This is a genomic window from Tessaracoccus palaemonis (assembly GCF_019316905.1).
GTDB classification, from domain to species: Bacteria; Actinomycetota; Actinomycetes; order Propionibacteriales; family Propionibacteriaceae; genus Arachnia; species Arachnia palaemonis.
In genome coordinates this window covers 3,001,500-3,014,588 of sequence record NZ_CP079216.1, presented here as the reverse complement: position 1 = coordinate 3,014,588, position 13,089 = coordinate 3,001,500, and the positions used below count along the sequence as shown (strand labels likewise).

Sequence of the window (13,089 nt, the reverse complement as noted above, 5' to 3'; positions counted from 1 at the left end):
CGGGGAGCGGGAGGGCGAGGGCCCGCTTCTGATGGCCGGGAGTCGGCCACTAGGCTTTGTTGCGTTTGACTACGACGCGCAGCGAAGCGGCGCGCATCCCGAAGGACCCCGATGCTGCCCTACCTGATCGCCGCGAGCCCGGCACTGCTGTTCGGCACGTTCTCGCTGATCCTCGGGCGCTGGCAGGGCGACGACAGGCAGAAGGTCTTCGGTATCTTCGCGGGCGCCTTCCTCACAGCCCTTGTCGCCACGCCCTTCCTGGCGGCGCAGTGGTCGCCGCGGATCGTGATCATCTCATTCATCTCCGGCGTCAGCGCGTTCATCGGCATCCGGGACCAGACCCGCTGCCTGCGGGTGCTCGGCGTCTCGCGGACGATGCCGATCTCCACCGGCCTGCAGCTCGTCGCGGCCTCGCTCGCCGGCGTCGTCCTGATGGGCGAGTGGCGCGGTGCCGGGGCGATGCCCGTCGGCCTCGTCGCCATCGCGATGCTCGTGGCGGGCGTCTGGCTGACGTCGCGACGCGAGAGGGGCGCCGAGGGCGACCAGCTCGACTGGCGGCTCGGCGCACGCCTGCTCGCCACCTCCACGGTGGGTCTGGTCGGCTTCCTGGTGATCGTGCAGTACTTCGGCATCAGCGGCCGCGACGCGATGCTGCCGCAGGCGGTCGGCTACGGACTTGCCGCTCTGGTCCTGACGAGCCCCCGGATCATGCGCGCCGGCGACGGCCGCGACACCCGCTGGAGCCGCGCCACCGTCCCGTTCATGGTCGCCGGCGTGCTGTGGGCCATCGCGATCCTCGTGCTGATGATCACCAGCTCCATGGTCGGCGTCGCCACCGGGTTCACGCTCGCGCAGCTCGGCGTCATCCTGTCCACGCTCGGCGGCATCTGGTGGCTGGGGGAGCACCGCACCCGCAGGGAGCTCATCTGGACGCTGGCGGGCCTCGCGCTCGTGGTGGCTGGGGCGTTCGTCGTCGGCTACGCCAAGTCGCTGGACGTCTGAGGGTCAGCCCGCCGGGGCGACCGCCCGCTCCCGTTCGAGCACGAGGCTGATCCTGAGGGCCAGGTGAGGGGCGAGATCGCGGCCCGCCGCTCGCGCCGCGCGGGTCACGGCCAGCACCGCCGCCCTCGCCTCGTCTCCGCGCCCGGCGAGCGCGAGCCCGTCGATCTCCCGCACCGCGACCTCGTCGTCCCTGGGTGCCGCGAGTCGGCCGCGGCCCGCGGCCCACAGCGCGAGGCCAGCGTCACCGCGGTGGATGGCACGGTCGGCCAGCGTGCATGACGCGTCGACGATCATCGCGACCATGTCGGCACGGAGCGTCTCGGCCCACGGCCACTGGAAGGCTGCGGTGCCCAGCGGCTGGCCGCGCACGAGCCGCAGCGCCGACCTGAGGGCCGCGTCAGGCGACCCCTGGACGCCCGCGCCGAGCAGTGCCTGGAATCGCTCCCAGTCGGAGCTGACCCGCGGGTCGAGCGAGATGTGACCCGAGTACGCGTCGGGCAGGTAGGGCGTGCCGTCCGGGTCGGTGCCCAGCCACGTCCTCAGCCGGCTCATGTTGGAGCGTCGCGTCCCCTCGGCGACAAGCAGGTCCGACGCCATGGTCGACGCGCGGGAGCCGGGATGGGCGAGCAGCCAGGCGGCGTACTCGATGCAGGAGGTGCGGGCGCGGCTCGGGAGAGGACCGGTCGCGTCGACGAGGTCGACGTCGCCGAGCAGCAGCACCTGCGGGTGCCCAGGGGAGGTGGGCTGACCGGTCATGGCGGGCTCCTCGCTCGGGTCGATGGGCTGGGTTCCGGGGTCGCCCCACCAGGGGGCGGGGAGTGTTCGGGGGGAGCCCGTGGCCTCGAACAGGTCGATCAGAGCCCGTCTGGCCGGCCCGCTGACGAGCTGGGGGGTGAACTCCAGGTCTCCCCAGCGGGCGAGGTCGGATCCCGCCTCGACGGTGGTCGACGGCCCGTGGGGCAGCGGTGGATCGCCGGTCAACAGCACGTGCACGCCCACCTCTCCCAGCGCCAGCGCGTCGGCGACGGCGTCGGGCTGGGTTCCTGTGAGAGGGCGCTCGAAGACGAACACCACCGGCGCCCATGCCTGACCGGTGTCCGGATCCGACGACACCTCGCCCAGCGTCCGCGAGCGCAGGGCCAGTCGGCGCTCGGAGCAGAGTCGGGACAACCGGGTGATCGCGTCGTAGGGTGAGGCCACCGCCTCGATGCGGGGATCGTCGAGGGCCTCTGCCCACGCGGTGTCACCCGCCACAATCAGCTGCACCTCGTCCGACCAGGGTGCGCACGACAGGCCCGTCACCAGCGCCGCCAGCAGGGCCTCGGCCTGCGGACCGGTCAGCCGGGTCGCGCGCTCGACCGCGAGGTCGAGGAGCACCTGCGCGTCGTCATCGTCCCAGCCGAGGACGACGGTGGTGGGCGTGATCCCCCGCATCGGCCCCGGCTCATGCTGTTCGGCCCGCTGCGACAGGGCCGTCCAGAACCGGGCCACCTGGTCCGGGATCGGCACGAGCCGACGCCCGACCGCACGGCCGAGCAGCTGCGCGCGCCGACGGGTGGCGAGGCCGCCGAGCACCGCGGCCGCCAGCGCCGCGCCGATCGCGGCCACCTGCCCGGCCGAGGGCATCGCTGCGGTGTCCGCCCCCGGTCCGGTCGGGAGGGACGTCTCCGCGGTGGCTGATGACACGGGAACCTCGTCTGCGGCATTGCGCGTCTCGACAGGTGCGACGCTCAGGGTCCCGGTATCAGCCGGGTCGGCGACCGCCCGGACTGAGTCATGAGGCTCCTGTGTCGGAGCCGGTGGCTCTGCGCCGACCGGCGCCTCCTCCGCAGCCGCATCGGTGGGTTCCTCGACCACCTCGGGGAGGCGCAGCACCCAGCCGACCTGGATCTCGTCCGGGTCCGCGACCAGCTCCCGGTTCGCCTCGTGGATCTCCGGCCACCGGAGCGGGTCGCCGAGGGCCTGCTCCGCGATCCCCCAGAGGGTGTCGCCGCGCTGCACCACCACTCTGGTCTCGGCGCTGCCGGCGGCCCTGGCCGCGCCGGGTCGCTCGGGCAGGCGGAGCCGGGTCCCCGGCTTGAGCCGTGCAGTCGCGTCGAGTCCCGGATTGGCCTCCACGATCTCCCGCCAGCGGTCCCCGGAGCCGAGCTGCTGCTCGGCGATGTCCCACAGCTCCTCCCCGGCCCCGACGACATGGGTGCTGCTCTCGTCCAGCGACTCGGCCGGGTCCGACTTCTCGGCGGCCGGATCCCTCGTCCCTGGAGCGGGGGGTGTCGCCGGCCCAGGATCCGCCGAGGCCGCAACCACGGGCGAGGCGGCGGCCGCGACGAGCAAGGCCGCCACGGTCGGCCGCAGCCAGCCAGTGCCCGGCAACGTGACAGCGAGCCTTCGCCGACTCAGCAGCGAGGCCGCCTCCAGCACGACCGCGACGGTGAGGTATGCCCACGCAGCCCAGCCCAGCAGTCCGAGCAGCGCCACGAGCAGCTCGGCGTCCGGGGGCCCCGAGACAGCCCGAGGCCAGTCGACCGCGAGCAGCGGGCGCGGGTCGGCGAAGCGTGCCAGGAACCAGGGCACGCCGACGAGCACCGCTGCCAGGGCGGCGAGGGACGCGAGGGCTCGCACGGCCGTGCGGACGGGGGCGGGCACGGTCAGCCGGGCAGGTTGTCGGTGACGTAGGCGGTGATGACCGTGACGATCAGCAGGGCGATGCCGGCGGCGCCGGCCAGCAGGATCGCGTTCTCGGTGCTCTGGCTGAGGCCGCGCTCGTCGGGCGGCGGCGACGGCCTCGTGACCTGGATCAGAGCGCCGATGAGTGCGTGGATGGTTGGCATGGTCGTGTCCCCTCGATGTGGTTGGTCAGGTGGTCAGGAGGTTCATGAGGGCGGGCGCCAGGAGTGCGACGCCGAGCAGCAGTGCGGGCAGCGACATCCAGAGCGACATGGACTCGCTCGTCTCCTGCGCCTCGACCTTCTGGCGGGCGAGGTGGGCGTCGCGGAGCTCGCGCACACGTGCGCGCAGTACGTCGGCGAGGCCGGTGCCCTGTTCCTCGAGCTGCATGATGTCTGCGAAGTCGGTGAGCTCGGGCATGTCCCACTCGACGGCCACGCGGCGAAGCTCGCCCCAGGGCTGGGTCTGCTCGAGTCGGGCCCGCTCGAGGCCGGCGCTGATGCGCCTAAACAGTGGGCTGTCCGATACGGCGGCCGCGTTGGCGGCCGACTGGGCCGCCGAGGCGTTGGCGAGCCGCTCGAGCACGACGAGGTCGAAGAACGTGTGGACGGCGTCCGTCGCGGCCCGTCGCTCGCGGTGCGCGCCGCCGCGCAGCCGTACGTCGGCGACGAAGAACCCGACGAGGCCGCACAGCAGCGACAGGACCAGAGGCAGGACGCCGGGCGATCGGCCGAAGGCGAGCTGGACCCCCGCCCACAGCCCGGGGAGCAGGATGCCGGCGGCGGTCCACACCAGCTTCTCGGCGAAGAAGTCCCCGACGCTGCGGCCCTGGAGGTTCAGCAGCCGCAGCTGGCCGGCGGACACCGGGATCCGCAGGCCGCGCCGCACCGACTCGGCGAGCCCCTCGAGGCCGCCCGCACCCTCGGCGACGACCGACACGGCAGGGGGAGGATCGAGCAGGGCGAGCGCGTCGCCCAGCGCGACGGTGCGGCGCAGCGAGCCTCGCAGCACTAGGTAGACGCCCAGCCCGACCGACATCCCGGCGGCGACGATCAGGAGGCTCATGGCTGGCTCCTCAGGAACCGCGGGGCCGGGGGCGGCACCGTCTTGCGGCGGAGCATGACCAGGCAGCAGAGGTAGGTGGCGGCGAGCGCCGCCGCGAGGAGGCTGCCCATGGGCGTCGTGTACGGGGCGAAGAACTGTGGGCTCATGAGCACCGCCATCGCGAGCACGACGAGGGTGATGACCGTGACCTGGCGGACGACGGCGCGGGGCTTGGCACGCTCGGCAGCGACCTCCCGCAGCGCCCGCAGGCGGTCCTGCAACGAGTCCGTCAGCGCCCCGAGGGTCACCCGCGCGCCGCCCCCGCCCCTGGCAGCGGCCACCGAGAGGGCCGCCAGGACCGCGTCGGCGTCGGCCAGGTTCAGCTCGTCGGCCATCGCGAACAGCGCATCGCGCATGGTCCACCGCTGGTCGAGGCGTGCGACGAGCCGGGCGACGGGTTCCTTCAGGACGTCCGGGGCCTGGGCGCGGGTCGCGACGATCGCGTCGCGCACGGACTTGCCCGACGTGAGTGAGGTGCTGACGAGCCGGACCCAACGGTCGAGCCCCGCCAGGACGTCGATCTCCGGCTGGGCGGGCTGCGTGAGGAGGCCGGGCACGACGATCAGGACGGCGGGCAGCAGCACCGCGGCCAGCGGCCAGCCGCTCACCGCGGCGGCCAGCGGCCCGAGCGCCAACGCCACCACAATCCAGGCCCGGCGGCCGCGGGACATGGTTCTCCACCGTTCCAGCCCGGTTACCCACAGGCCTGTGGATGGACGTGTGGACAACTCGCGCTCGCGGCGGCGCAGCCCCGCGATGATCAGCACGATCCCGAGGCAGAGCGCGGCGCCCGCCGCCGCCGCGACGCTCACCCCCATGATCCGGCCCTCATGAACGGCGCGAGCTCGGCGGACATCGCCGCCTCGGGTGCGAACACCTCGGAGGACGTCTCGGTGGCCTTCCGGTAGACGAGGTGCGTCGACGGTCTGCCTGACTCGATTGCCCCGGTGAGCTGGCGCACCTCGGAGACGAACCGTGACCTCACGCCTCCCCGCCAGGCCTCGTCGCGCAGGGTGACGTGGACGATGAAGTCGATGTGGTGGGCGATCTGGCGCATGGCGTCGTCGATGCTGAGCACCCGGCCCTGGGCCACGCGGGAGGCGAGCCGGTCGATGGTGGAGGAGGCCGAGTGCGAGTGGGTCGTGGACAGGGTCCCAGCTCCCACCTGTACATGGTGGTTATACCCATGGACAGCTGCCTGCACCAGCCGAGTCTGCGCGTCGGCTTCATCCACCCGCTAGCGTACGTCCATGGCCTTAGTCGTCGCACCGCAGCCAAGCGCCAACCAGGTTAAGAAGGCCGGCAGCCGCCTACGCAAGCACGCCCGCGGTGATCGGACGCTTACGGACGAAGAGCTCGGAGACGTCCTTGACTGCATCACGCGATGGCGAGCAAGCTTCAGCCAGCCTCTCGTCAGCGCCAACAACTCCCTCCGTTGGGCGGTGCGCAGCCTCGAGATCGACGCCCAGGTGACGCAACGGCTGAAGCGCATGAGCACGATTCTTGAGAAGGTCACCGAGCGTGAAACCACATGCTCCGTGGACAGGATGCGCGACATCGGAGGCTGCCGTGTCGTCGTGAGCTCCCTGGACGACGTCTACAACGTGGCGAAGTGGCTCCGGCGGCGCCGACCAATACTGGAGGAGATCGACTACATCACCACCCCCCGAGCTTCCGGTTACCGTGCTCTGCACGTCGTGGCCGAGTATGGACGAACCCCGAAGCCCATCGAGGTACAGATTCGAACTCAACCTATGCACCGCTGGGCGCTACTGGTTGAGGAACAGTCAAGCATCCAAGGGGTGAACTACAAGCAGGATGGCGAAGGCGCGTTCCAGCGTTCCATGCGGGGGATCTCGCACCTGGTGTCGAAGCACGAGAGCGGCGAAGAGCTTCCTCAGCTTGTCACCGAGGCCCTTCGCGATCTACAGTTGATCGACTACACCCTTAATAAGGAGGTGGACACACGTGAGCAATGATGAGGTCAAGCACTTCCTGCTGATCTACGACCACCACGCGGGGCATCTCGTTGAGACGTTGGAGTTCGGCACGGACGCCGCGGCCGCCGTCGAGTCATACCAGCAGGTGGAGCGCAAGTTCCGCGACTCGGCTTGGATGGACATCGTTCTCGTCGGTTCAGACTCGCTGGACACGATCCGAATCACGCACGCGAACTACTTCACGGCCCCCTCCGCGGCTCTCGAAGATACGCTGAACAGGATCCTGGCTGCGGCTGCAGCGACTGACTGATCTTGACGCAAAGAAACCGCCCCCACTCCGAAGAGCGGGGGCGGTTCTCTGCGTCAGCAGGTCAGAGGATCTCGAGCGAGGTCAGCGCTTCGCGGAGCTTGGCGTCCGTGACTGCGGACAGGTCGGAGCCGACAACTCTCGGGGTCGCAGCAAGATACGCGTCACGGGTGAGGGTGGCGGACTCGTAGGCGTCGGCGATCCCGGCGAGCGCGACGAGCTGGCCCATCTGGGCGGAGGTGACGGGGCCTTTGCCCGCCGCAGCGGCGAGAGCGTTGACCCGCGCCGCAAGATCCACATCACTGGCTGCTGCGCGGAGCGTGTTACTGGTCGCCATCACTGCCCCCATCCGCAGCGGGCTCGACGAAGCGCCTGCGCGCCCATGAGACGACAGCCGTGACGCCGGCGACGATGGAGGCCTGAGCGATGCTCCACGTCCAGGTCTGCCAGGACGCGGCGAGGTCGGCCCATCCGGTGGCGGACTGGACCGCGCCGATCAGTGGCGCGAGGCCGGTTACGAGGACGGCGGCGATGAGGCCGTCGACGAGGGTCTGGCGGCCGCGTGCGGCCGCGATCTGAGTGGGGGTCATGAGTCTTCCTCCTGTGGTGGGTAGTTGTGCATCCGTGCCCGAAGGGCCTGCCAGAGGCGCAGATGCTCGGCGTCGGCACGTTTCCGGTCCTCGGCGTCGGCATCTGAGAGCCGGTCCAGGCCGTCCATGACTGCGCGGGTCGTCGCGAGCTGCCCGTCGGCCAGGCGGGAGAGTTCCTTGTCGTGGCGGTGGGAGTTGTCGCGGACCTCGGCGAGGTCTTTGCGGACCTGACCGAGACCGTCGCGCATCTCGTCGCGGATGACGTCGAGGTCGGCGCGCAGGTTCGTGCCGTGTGAGTTCTGGACCTGCTCACGAATCTGGTTCTGCTCGAGCCGCATGGCGCGGACCTCGGTGAGGACCTTGGTGAGTGACCCGACAGCGGTGATGACGGCAGCGACCGCGATCAGCAGCGGGCCGATGATCTCCCAGGAGGGGAGCCATCCGGGCATGAGGCCTCCTGGGTCAGCGCACCGCGCGGAACGCCAGGCTGGTGCCGGCGGCCTTGCCCTCGAGCCAGGCCAGGGTGGCGGTGCCCAGGTAGCCGTCAGCGGCCGATCCCTTGTAGCCCTGCGCCCGCTGGGCCTTGGCGACCGCCGCGCGGGTGACACGGCCGTAGCGGCCGTGCTCGTGCTTGTCGTAGGCCATGTAGTTGAGGCGTCTGAGGATGCGCTGGAGGCGGATGACGTCGTTGCTGCGGGGGCGGGGGCGCTGCTGATCGCGGGCGTTGGCGAGGATCCGGGTGAGGCTGGTGGCGTAGATCGGCTTGCCGGAGTAGACCCTGACGCCGTTGAGGTCTTCGGTCCAGCCGAGGAGCTCCGCGTTCCAAGCGCGCGAGAGTGCGTCGATGCCGATCTTGCCGACCTTGCCCTTGCCGCCGATGTCGGAGGACCAGCAGTAGCCGTCGCCGGCGGAGATGGCGATGTGCCAGTTGACGGTGCCGGTGCGCCAGAAGACAGGCACGCCGGCCGGGATCGAGGCGGCATTGGTCGTTTCGTGGCGATGCTCGGCGCCGAGCCATGCGAGGCGGGCGGTCAGGTAGTGGGCTGAGACCCCGAGGCAGCTGCGGACGAACATGAGGCAGAGGTTGTGCCAGCTGCGGCTGGGCTTGGTGGACTGGGCCTTGGCCCAGGCGATGGCGGCGGTGCCGGTGCGGGTCGCGGCGCTGCTCATTCGGTCGCCTCCTCGTCCTGCGCGATCTCCTCGTTGTCGGGGTAAGGATTGGTGCCGGGGTCGGCGGTGGGCTCAGACACGGTGGTCTCCTCTGTGGTGGGGGAATGGGTAGAGCCGCCCGCGGGGTGCGGACGGCTCGGAGGGTGGACGGTTAGCCGAGGAGGTACGAGCCGCCGAGGCGGAGCGTGTCGCCCACGGCGATGTTGGTGGTACCTGCAACGGCCGAGATGGAGATCAGCCCGCCGGATGCGATGTAGCCGGTGATGGCTCGGCCGGCCTGTCCGCCGGGTAGTGCCTGCGCGGGGCCCGACGTGGTCGGCGCCCAGGCGGTGCCGACCTGCACGCGGTAGATCGTGTTGCCGATGTCGCCGCTGGCCGGGACCGTGGTCGCGACGGTGGCCCGCAGGTCCAGGTCGAGATAGACGGTCATGCCGAGGCGGCGCCAGTACTGCGACGTGACGGTGACGCCGGTCAGCGACGTCACGACGCCGGAGGTGACCCAGCCCGTGTCCGTCAAGGCCCTTGTCTGCGCAGTCTGGTTCACCACGATGGTCAGGTCCGCGCCCTGCTTCATCAGCAGCACCTCGTCACCGACCAGGCACGGACCGGCAGCGTTGACCGTCACCTCACGGACGACAACCGAGTCATCCTGCTCGAGGACCACCGACACCGTGTCGGTGCCGACGCTCACGACCGCGCCCCACCACATGGTGGGCACCTCACTACGCAGGGCCGCGTTCTTGGAGAGCCGCGCGAGCTCGCGGAACGCGTTGGTCAGGTCGGCCATGGCAGCTCGCCTCCCGTGCTGGTGTGCTGGACGGAGTCCTCGACCACGGCGCCCGTGCCGAGAGTCACGTTCCGGTCGACGACCGTGGCGTTGATGCCGAGCGGCCCGTGGGTGATGAGGTCGCCGACCTGGACGGCGTCGACGGGGTGCTTGACCGTGATGGTGCGGGTCAGCTGCATCAGCTCATCGAGACGGCGCTGCGCAGCCGCCGCGGCCTTGGCCCGCGTGGTGGCGTCGCTGCTCTCCGTCAACAGTCGTGGGATGCCGCCACGATTCGCAGCACTCAGCGGGTGACTGTCCGGCAGGTCCGCTGAGCCGATGAACCCCTTCGTGGTGCCCCCGCGGGAGACGTAGAGCCGGACCCCGGTGGGCATCGCGAACAACTCCGAGCGATCCGACCATTGGGGCTTGAGCCGCAGCTCGTCGTCCGCGCCACCGTAGGTCGCCACCGGGATCCGCTTGTCCGGCGCCACATACGGCGCCACGACCAACCGGCCCGCCATGTCCGCCGTCAAGGGTAGGTAGGTGATGGCTGTCAGGAGATCGTTGACGACAGTGAGCCAGGTCGCTGTCGGTTCCCAGGTCATCGCCTTGGTGAGGGCTTCAGTCGAGTCTGTCGACTGCGTGGCGCCGCCGCCGCGGGCCCGGACTATCTCCGCGACCTTGGCCGTGACCAGCGTCCCCTTCGGCAGCGTCAGCCACGCGCCGATGGGCCAGTTCAGGAGCTCCACCTTGTCCGACAGCGAGATCGGTGCGCGGGTCACAGGCCCGTCGACGTCCCAGCCGGGCATCGACGGCAGCCACACTCCCATCGGGGTCTCGCCGTCGTCGCCGATGTGGGTGACGCGGAGCCGGTCGTTGAGCCAGTCGATGTCGACGCCCGGGTCGCGGGTCCATGTGATCGACCCGGAGCCGGGCACGGCCTGATCGGACTTCCAGGACAGCTGCCCCGATGCGAGGCGCGGGAGCTCACACTTCGTGTTGTCGAGCCTGTCGAGGAGGTCGACGCGCCAGGAGTCATGCATCGACGGCCTCCAGGGTCATGGACACGGTTGCCTCCCGGGTGGTGGACGAGTTCAGCGACGGCCCGGAGGTGACCGCTGCCCAGAACGCGTGGCCCTCAGGGTCCCTGCAGAAGACGTCGTCTCCGAGGAGGTGGTCGGGGATGAAGGTGTCGCGGTGGCCTTCGGCGAGGACGGCCGAGATCTGCAGGGAGAAGGGGCGGCCGTCGCCGTAGTGGGAGGTTGGCTTGGGCCGCCGGTAGTACTGCTCGAGCACGACCTCCTGGCCGTGGTCGGCCTGCAGGCCGAGGTTCCACTCGATTGCGACGTCACCGCCTGGACCTGCGATCCAGAGGAGGTGGGAGGTGGTGGTGACGTCGATGCTGTCGCCGATGGTCTCCGCGCCCATCGCCGACACCGCGACCGCCCGGTAGGTGACGCGCGTGTTCAGCGGGACCATCGTGTCGGTGGCGCCGCCGTCGGGTTCGAGGCCGTCGACCACGGTGGCCCAGGTGAGGCCAGAGTCGGTGGAGCGTTCGATCCTGTTGCTGGCGGTGTCTGCCGTCGGCGGGTCGGCGCCCATGTCGCCTGGGGTGTTCACGACGCCGAGGACGGCGAGCCCGGATGCTTCGACCCAGGCGGCTGTGAGGATCGGCGCGACGGGGTCGATGTAGTCGACGGTCAGCGCGATGCTTGCGACGCCGGACGTGAGGCCGGTGCCTGAGGTCGCCTCCACCTCGGCGGTGTAGCTGCCGCCGTCGGCCAGGCGGGTCGTGAAGGTGATCGTGTCGGTGGCGCCGGAGGTGGTGACCTCCTCGAGGATCTCGCCCGCCTCGTCTCGGAGGCGGCGGGTGCGGCGGATCATCGCCGCGTCCTGGGCGTCGTCCCAGCCGATGGTGAGGACGAGGCGGTTGGACGCGAGAGTTGCCCCGTCGACGGGGTCGAGGATTGTGACCGCCGGCGGCGAGGCGACAAGCAGCGACGCGACCCCGGACCAGGGGGAGTAGTCGGCGTGCGATCCGCGGGTGCGGGCCTGCCACTCCAGCGCCCCCGCGGCGAGCGGTTCGAGGGTGTCGAAGTAGTCCGAGACGCCCGTCTGCTGGGTGGTCCACGCTGCGCCGTCGACCCGGTAGCGGACCTCGGCGGCCTCCTGGTCGCTGCCGTCGATGGGATTGTGGCGCCAACTGAACCGCGTGCGGTCCTGATCGGAAATCGTTGAGAGGGGCGTCAGGAGGGTGGGTGCGGACGGCGCGGACAGGAGCTGGAGGACGTTCCCGCCACCGCTGTAGACGGACAGGGTCGACGGGCTGGTGACGTAGACCCTGGTCTCGAACTTCCACAGCCGGCTGGCGTCGAGTCCGGTGATGGTGCGGCTGGTCGTCGACGCAGACAGACCGGTGTGCCCAGTGATGGCCGCGTAGCTGCTCCAGGTGGTGCCGCCATCGGTGGAGGATGCGGCGCGGACGTCGAGGCCGACGGCGAAGCGGGCGTTATTGGTCCAGCTGACGATGACGTTCGAGGTGCCGGAGCGCTTCGCAGCTGGCTTGCTGGTGGCCTTCGGCGTGCCGTACGCGGTCGATGTGTAGACCCACGCCGAGCTGCCTGCGCTGTTCCTGAAGCGGATCCTCCACCTGCCGGTGTTGTCTGCGATGTTCGTCGTCGACGTGTACGACCTGGTGGAGGCAGCCAGGCTCGTCGCCTGGTCGCGCCACTCCTGCGAGACACCGCCGTAGATCTGCACGTCGACCCAGCGGAGGGGCTTAGACGTGGCTGTCGCCCCCGCGAAGGCAACCTTGTGGCTGGCGTCATTGGTGCGGGTCACCGATGCCGAGGTCGGCGCCGAGGGGGCGTCGTAGAGTCGCGCAGAGTTGCTGCTGGTTGTCCACGACGAGTACACGCCCGCGGAGTTGCGCCGCCGGACCCTGATTTGCCAGTCGTACCCGGTGTCGAACGCCGACGACCACACACCGCCGGAGGACTGGGTCGAGGTCGACACGTCGCCCCAGGAGCCCCACGAGGAGGTGGCGTCGCCAGCGGTTGCGCGGCGTCGTGCCTGGATGTGGTGGACATCGCCGCCACCCCAGGTGAGCTTGACTGATGAGATCGACTCGCGGGCGATGCCGACGCTCGTGGGGGCGTCGGGGGCGGGGACGGCCGGGATGGTGACCGTCGCCGACACCGTGGCCGTCGCACCGACGTAGTCGATGCCCGACAGCGACCATGCCATCGTCAGCTTCTGATCCGACGAACCCCGATCGACCGTCTTCGACCCCGACCACAGGGTCTGCGTGCCGCCCGACGAGACATCGATGTCGACTGCGCCTTCGCCGCCATCGAACAGCGATCCGGACCGGGTCAGCGTGTTGTCGGAGTCCGAGAAGCCATAGACGGCCTCGACCTTCAGGCTTGAGATGTCGACCGTCGTCTTGCTGTCCGTGGAGGACAGCGAGTAGGTGACGATCAGCCTCATGCGGCGGTTGCCGGAACCGGCCCACGATCCTGTCGCTGTTGCCATGGAGGG

Annotated in this window: 15 protein-coding genes; 3 read left to right on the top strand and 12 right to left on the bottom strand. The window is 70.4% G+C overall.

The genetic code is table 11. From position 1 onward, the window contains the following. Positions 1–111 precede the first annotated feature (111 nt). Entirely contained in the window at positions 112–1,002 is an 891-nt protein-coding gene (locus tag KDB89_RS13730; protein ID WP_219081969.1) for a GRP family sugar transporter, read from the top strand. Between the two features lie 3 nt (positions 1,003–1,005). Here KDB89_RS13730 and KDB89_RS13725 read toward each other — a convergent pair whose 3' ends face one another. The 5 genes from KDB89_RS13725 to KDB89_RS13705 are packed head-to-tail and all read right to left on the bottom strand — an operon-like array spanning position 1,006 to position 5,938. Then, a complete protein-coding gene (locus KDB89_RS13725; protein ID WP_219081967.1) occupies positions 1,006–3,648 on the bottom strand; it encodes a LysM peptidoglycan-binding domain-containing protein in 2,643 nt (880 codons plus the stop codon). Between the two features lie 2 nt (positions 3,649–3,650). Then, positions 3,651–3,833, bottom strand: coding sequence for a hypothetical protein (locus KDB89_RS13720; protein ID WP_219081965.1), 183 nt, complete (start codon positions 3,831–3,833; stop codon positions 3,651–3,653). A 25-nt stretch (positions 3,834–3,858) separates the two neighbouring features. After that, entirely contained in the window at positions 3,859–4,734 is an 876-nt protein-coding gene (locus KDB89_RS13715; protein ID WP_219081963.1) for a type II secretion system F family protein, read from the bottom strand. Then, positions 4,731–5,591: a type II secretion system F family protein gene (locus KDB89_RS13710; RefSeq protein ID WP_219081961.1), complete on the bottom strand. Its 861-nt coding sequence runs from the start codon at positions 5,589–5,591 to the stop codon at positions 4,731–4,733. The genes KDB89_RS13715 and KDB89_RS13710 overlap by 4 nt, the downstream gene beginning before the upstream one ends. Continuing rightward, positions 5,582–5,938: a hypothetical protein gene (locus tag KDB89_RS13705; protein ID WP_219081959.1), complete on the bottom strand. Its 357-nt coding sequence runs from the start codon at positions 5,936–5,938 to the stop codon at positions 5,582–5,584. The genes KDB89_RS13710 and KDB89_RS13705 overlap by 10 nt, the downstream gene beginning before the upstream one ends. 85 nt (positions 5,939–6,023) lie before the next feature. Here KDB89_RS13705 and KDB89_RS13700 point away from each other — a divergent pair, with 85 nt between their 5' ends. Both KDB89_RS13700 and KDB89_RS13695 read left to right on the top strand, forming a co-directional pair. After that, on the top strand, positions 6,024–6,752 hold the full coding sequence (locus KDB89_RS13700; protein WP_219081957.1) for a RelA/SpoT domain-containing protein: 729 nt from the start codon (positions 6,024–6,026) through the stop codon (positions 6,750–6,752). Next, complete coding sequence (locus tag KDB89_RS13695; RefSeq protein ID WP_219081955.1) at positions 6,742–7,023, top strand: hypothetical protein; 282 nt, start codon at positions 6,742–6,744, stop codon at positions 7,021–7,023. The genes KDB89_RS13700 and KDB89_RS13695 overlap by 11 nt, the downstream gene beginning before the upstream one ends. Before the next feature lie 61 nt (positions 7,024–7,084). Here KDB89_RS13695 and KDB89_RS13690 read toward each other — a convergent pair whose 3' ends face one another. The 7 genes from KDB89_RS13690 to KDB89_RS13660 all read right to left on the bottom strand — a co-directional run bounded on the left by KDB89_RS13690 (position 7,085) and on the right by KDB89_RS13660 (position 13,083). Then, complete coding sequence (locus KDB89_RS13690; protein WP_219081953.1) at positions 7,085–7,357, bottom strand: hypothetical protein; 273 nt, start codon at positions 7,355–7,357, stop codon at positions 7,085–7,087. Further along, on the bottom strand, positions 7,344–7,610 hold the full coding sequence (locus KDB89_RS13685; protein ID WP_219081951.1) for a hypothetical protein: 267 nt from the start codon (positions 7,608–7,610) through the stop codon (positions 7,344–7,346). Before KDB89_RS13685 ends, KDB89_RS13690 begins: the two co-directional genes overlap by 14 nt. Beyond that, complete coding sequence (locus KDB89_RS13680; protein ID WP_219081949.1) at positions 7,607–8,059, bottom strand: DUF2746 domain-containing protein; 453 nt, start codon at positions 8,057–8,059, stop codon at positions 7,607–7,609. Before KDB89_RS13680 ends, KDB89_RS13685 begins: the two co-directional genes overlap by 4 nt. A gap of 13 nt (positions 8,060–8,072) precedes the next feature. After that, on the bottom strand, positions 8,073–8,780 hold the full coding sequence (locus tag KDB89_RS13675; protein WP_219081948.1) for a peptidoglycan-binding domain-containing protein: 708 nt from the start codon (positions 8,778–8,780) through the stop codon (positions 8,073–8,075). A gap of 151 nt (positions 8,781–8,931) precedes the next feature. Beyond that, the gene (locus KDB89_RS13670; RefSeq protein ID WP_219081946.1) at positions 8,932–9,567 is read right to left on the bottom strand and encodes a hypothetical protein; all 636 of its coding nucleotides are present in this window, start codon (positions 9,565–9,567) and stop codon (positions 8,932–8,934) included. Continuing rightward, positions 9,555–10,592 (bottom strand): hypothetical protein, encoded by a 1,038-nt coding sequence (locus tag KDB89_RS13665; protein ID WP_219081944.1) that lies wholly within the window; start codon positions 10,590–10,592, stop codon positions 9,555–9,557. Before KDB89_RS13665 ends, KDB89_RS13670 begins: the two co-directional genes overlap by 13 nt. Further along, on the bottom strand, positions 10,585–13,083 hold the full coding sequence (locus KDB89_RS13660) for a phage tail protein (RefSeq protein ID WP_219081942.1): 2,499 nt from the start codon (positions 13,081–13,083) through the stop codon (positions 10,585–10,587). Before KDB89_RS13660 ends, KDB89_RS13665 begins: the two co-directional genes overlap by 8 nt. Positions 13,084–13,089: the final 6 nt, after the last annotated feature.

Excerpts from the sequence above, each read along its gene's own strand:
- KDB89_RS13730 (WP_219081969.1), top strand. The coding sequence starts at position 112 with ATGCTGCCCTACCTGATCGCCGCGAGCCCGGCACTGCTGTTCGGCACG.
- KDB89_RS13720 (WP_219081965.1), bottom strand. The coding sequence starts at position 3,833 with ATGCCAACCATCCACGCACTCATCGGCGCTCTGATCCAGGTCACGAGG.
- KDB89_RS13715 (WP_219081963.1), bottom strand. The coding sequence starts at position 4,734 with ATGAGCCTCCTGATCGTCGCCGCCGGGATGTCGGTCGGGCTGGGCGTC.
- KDB89_RS13710 (WP_219081961.1), bottom strand. The coding sequence starts at position 5,591 with ATGGGGGTGAGCGTCGCGGCGGCGGCGGGCGCCGCGCTCTGCCTCGGG.
- KDB89_RS13700 (WP_219081957.1), top strand. The coding sequence starts at position 6,024 with ATGGCCTTAGTCGTCGCACCGCAGCCAAGCGCCAACCAGGTTAAGAAG.
- KDB89_RS13690 (WP_219081953.1), bottom strand. The coding sequence starts at position 7,357 with ATGGCGACCAGTAACACGCTCCGCGCAGCAGCCAGTGATGTGGATCTT.
- KDB89_RS13685 (WP_219081951.1), bottom strand. The coding sequence starts at position 7,610 with ATGACCCCCACTCAGATCGCGGCCGCACGCGGCCGCCAGACCCTCGTC.
- KDB89_RS13680 (WP_219081949.1), bottom strand. The coding sequence starts at position 8,059 with ATGCCCGGATGGCTCCCCTCCTGGGAGATCATCGGCCCGCTGCTGATC.
- KDB89_RS13675 (WP_219081948.1), bottom strand. The coding sequence starts at position 8,780 with ATGAGCAGCGCCGCGACCCGCACCGGCACCGCCGCCATCGCCTGGGCC.
- KDB89_RS13670 (WP_219081946.1), bottom strand. The coding sequence starts at position 9,567 with ATGGCCGACCTGACCAACGCGTTCCGCGAGCTCGCGCGGCTCTCCAAG.
- KDB89_RS13665 (WP_219081944.1), bottom strand. The coding sequence starts at position 10,592 with ATGCATGACTCCTGGCGCGTCGACCTCCTCGACAGGCTCGACAACACG.
- KDB89_RS13660 (WP_219081942.1), bottom strand. The coding sequence starts at position 13,083 with ATGGCAACAGCGACAGGATCGTGGGCCGGTTCCGGCAACCGCCGCATG.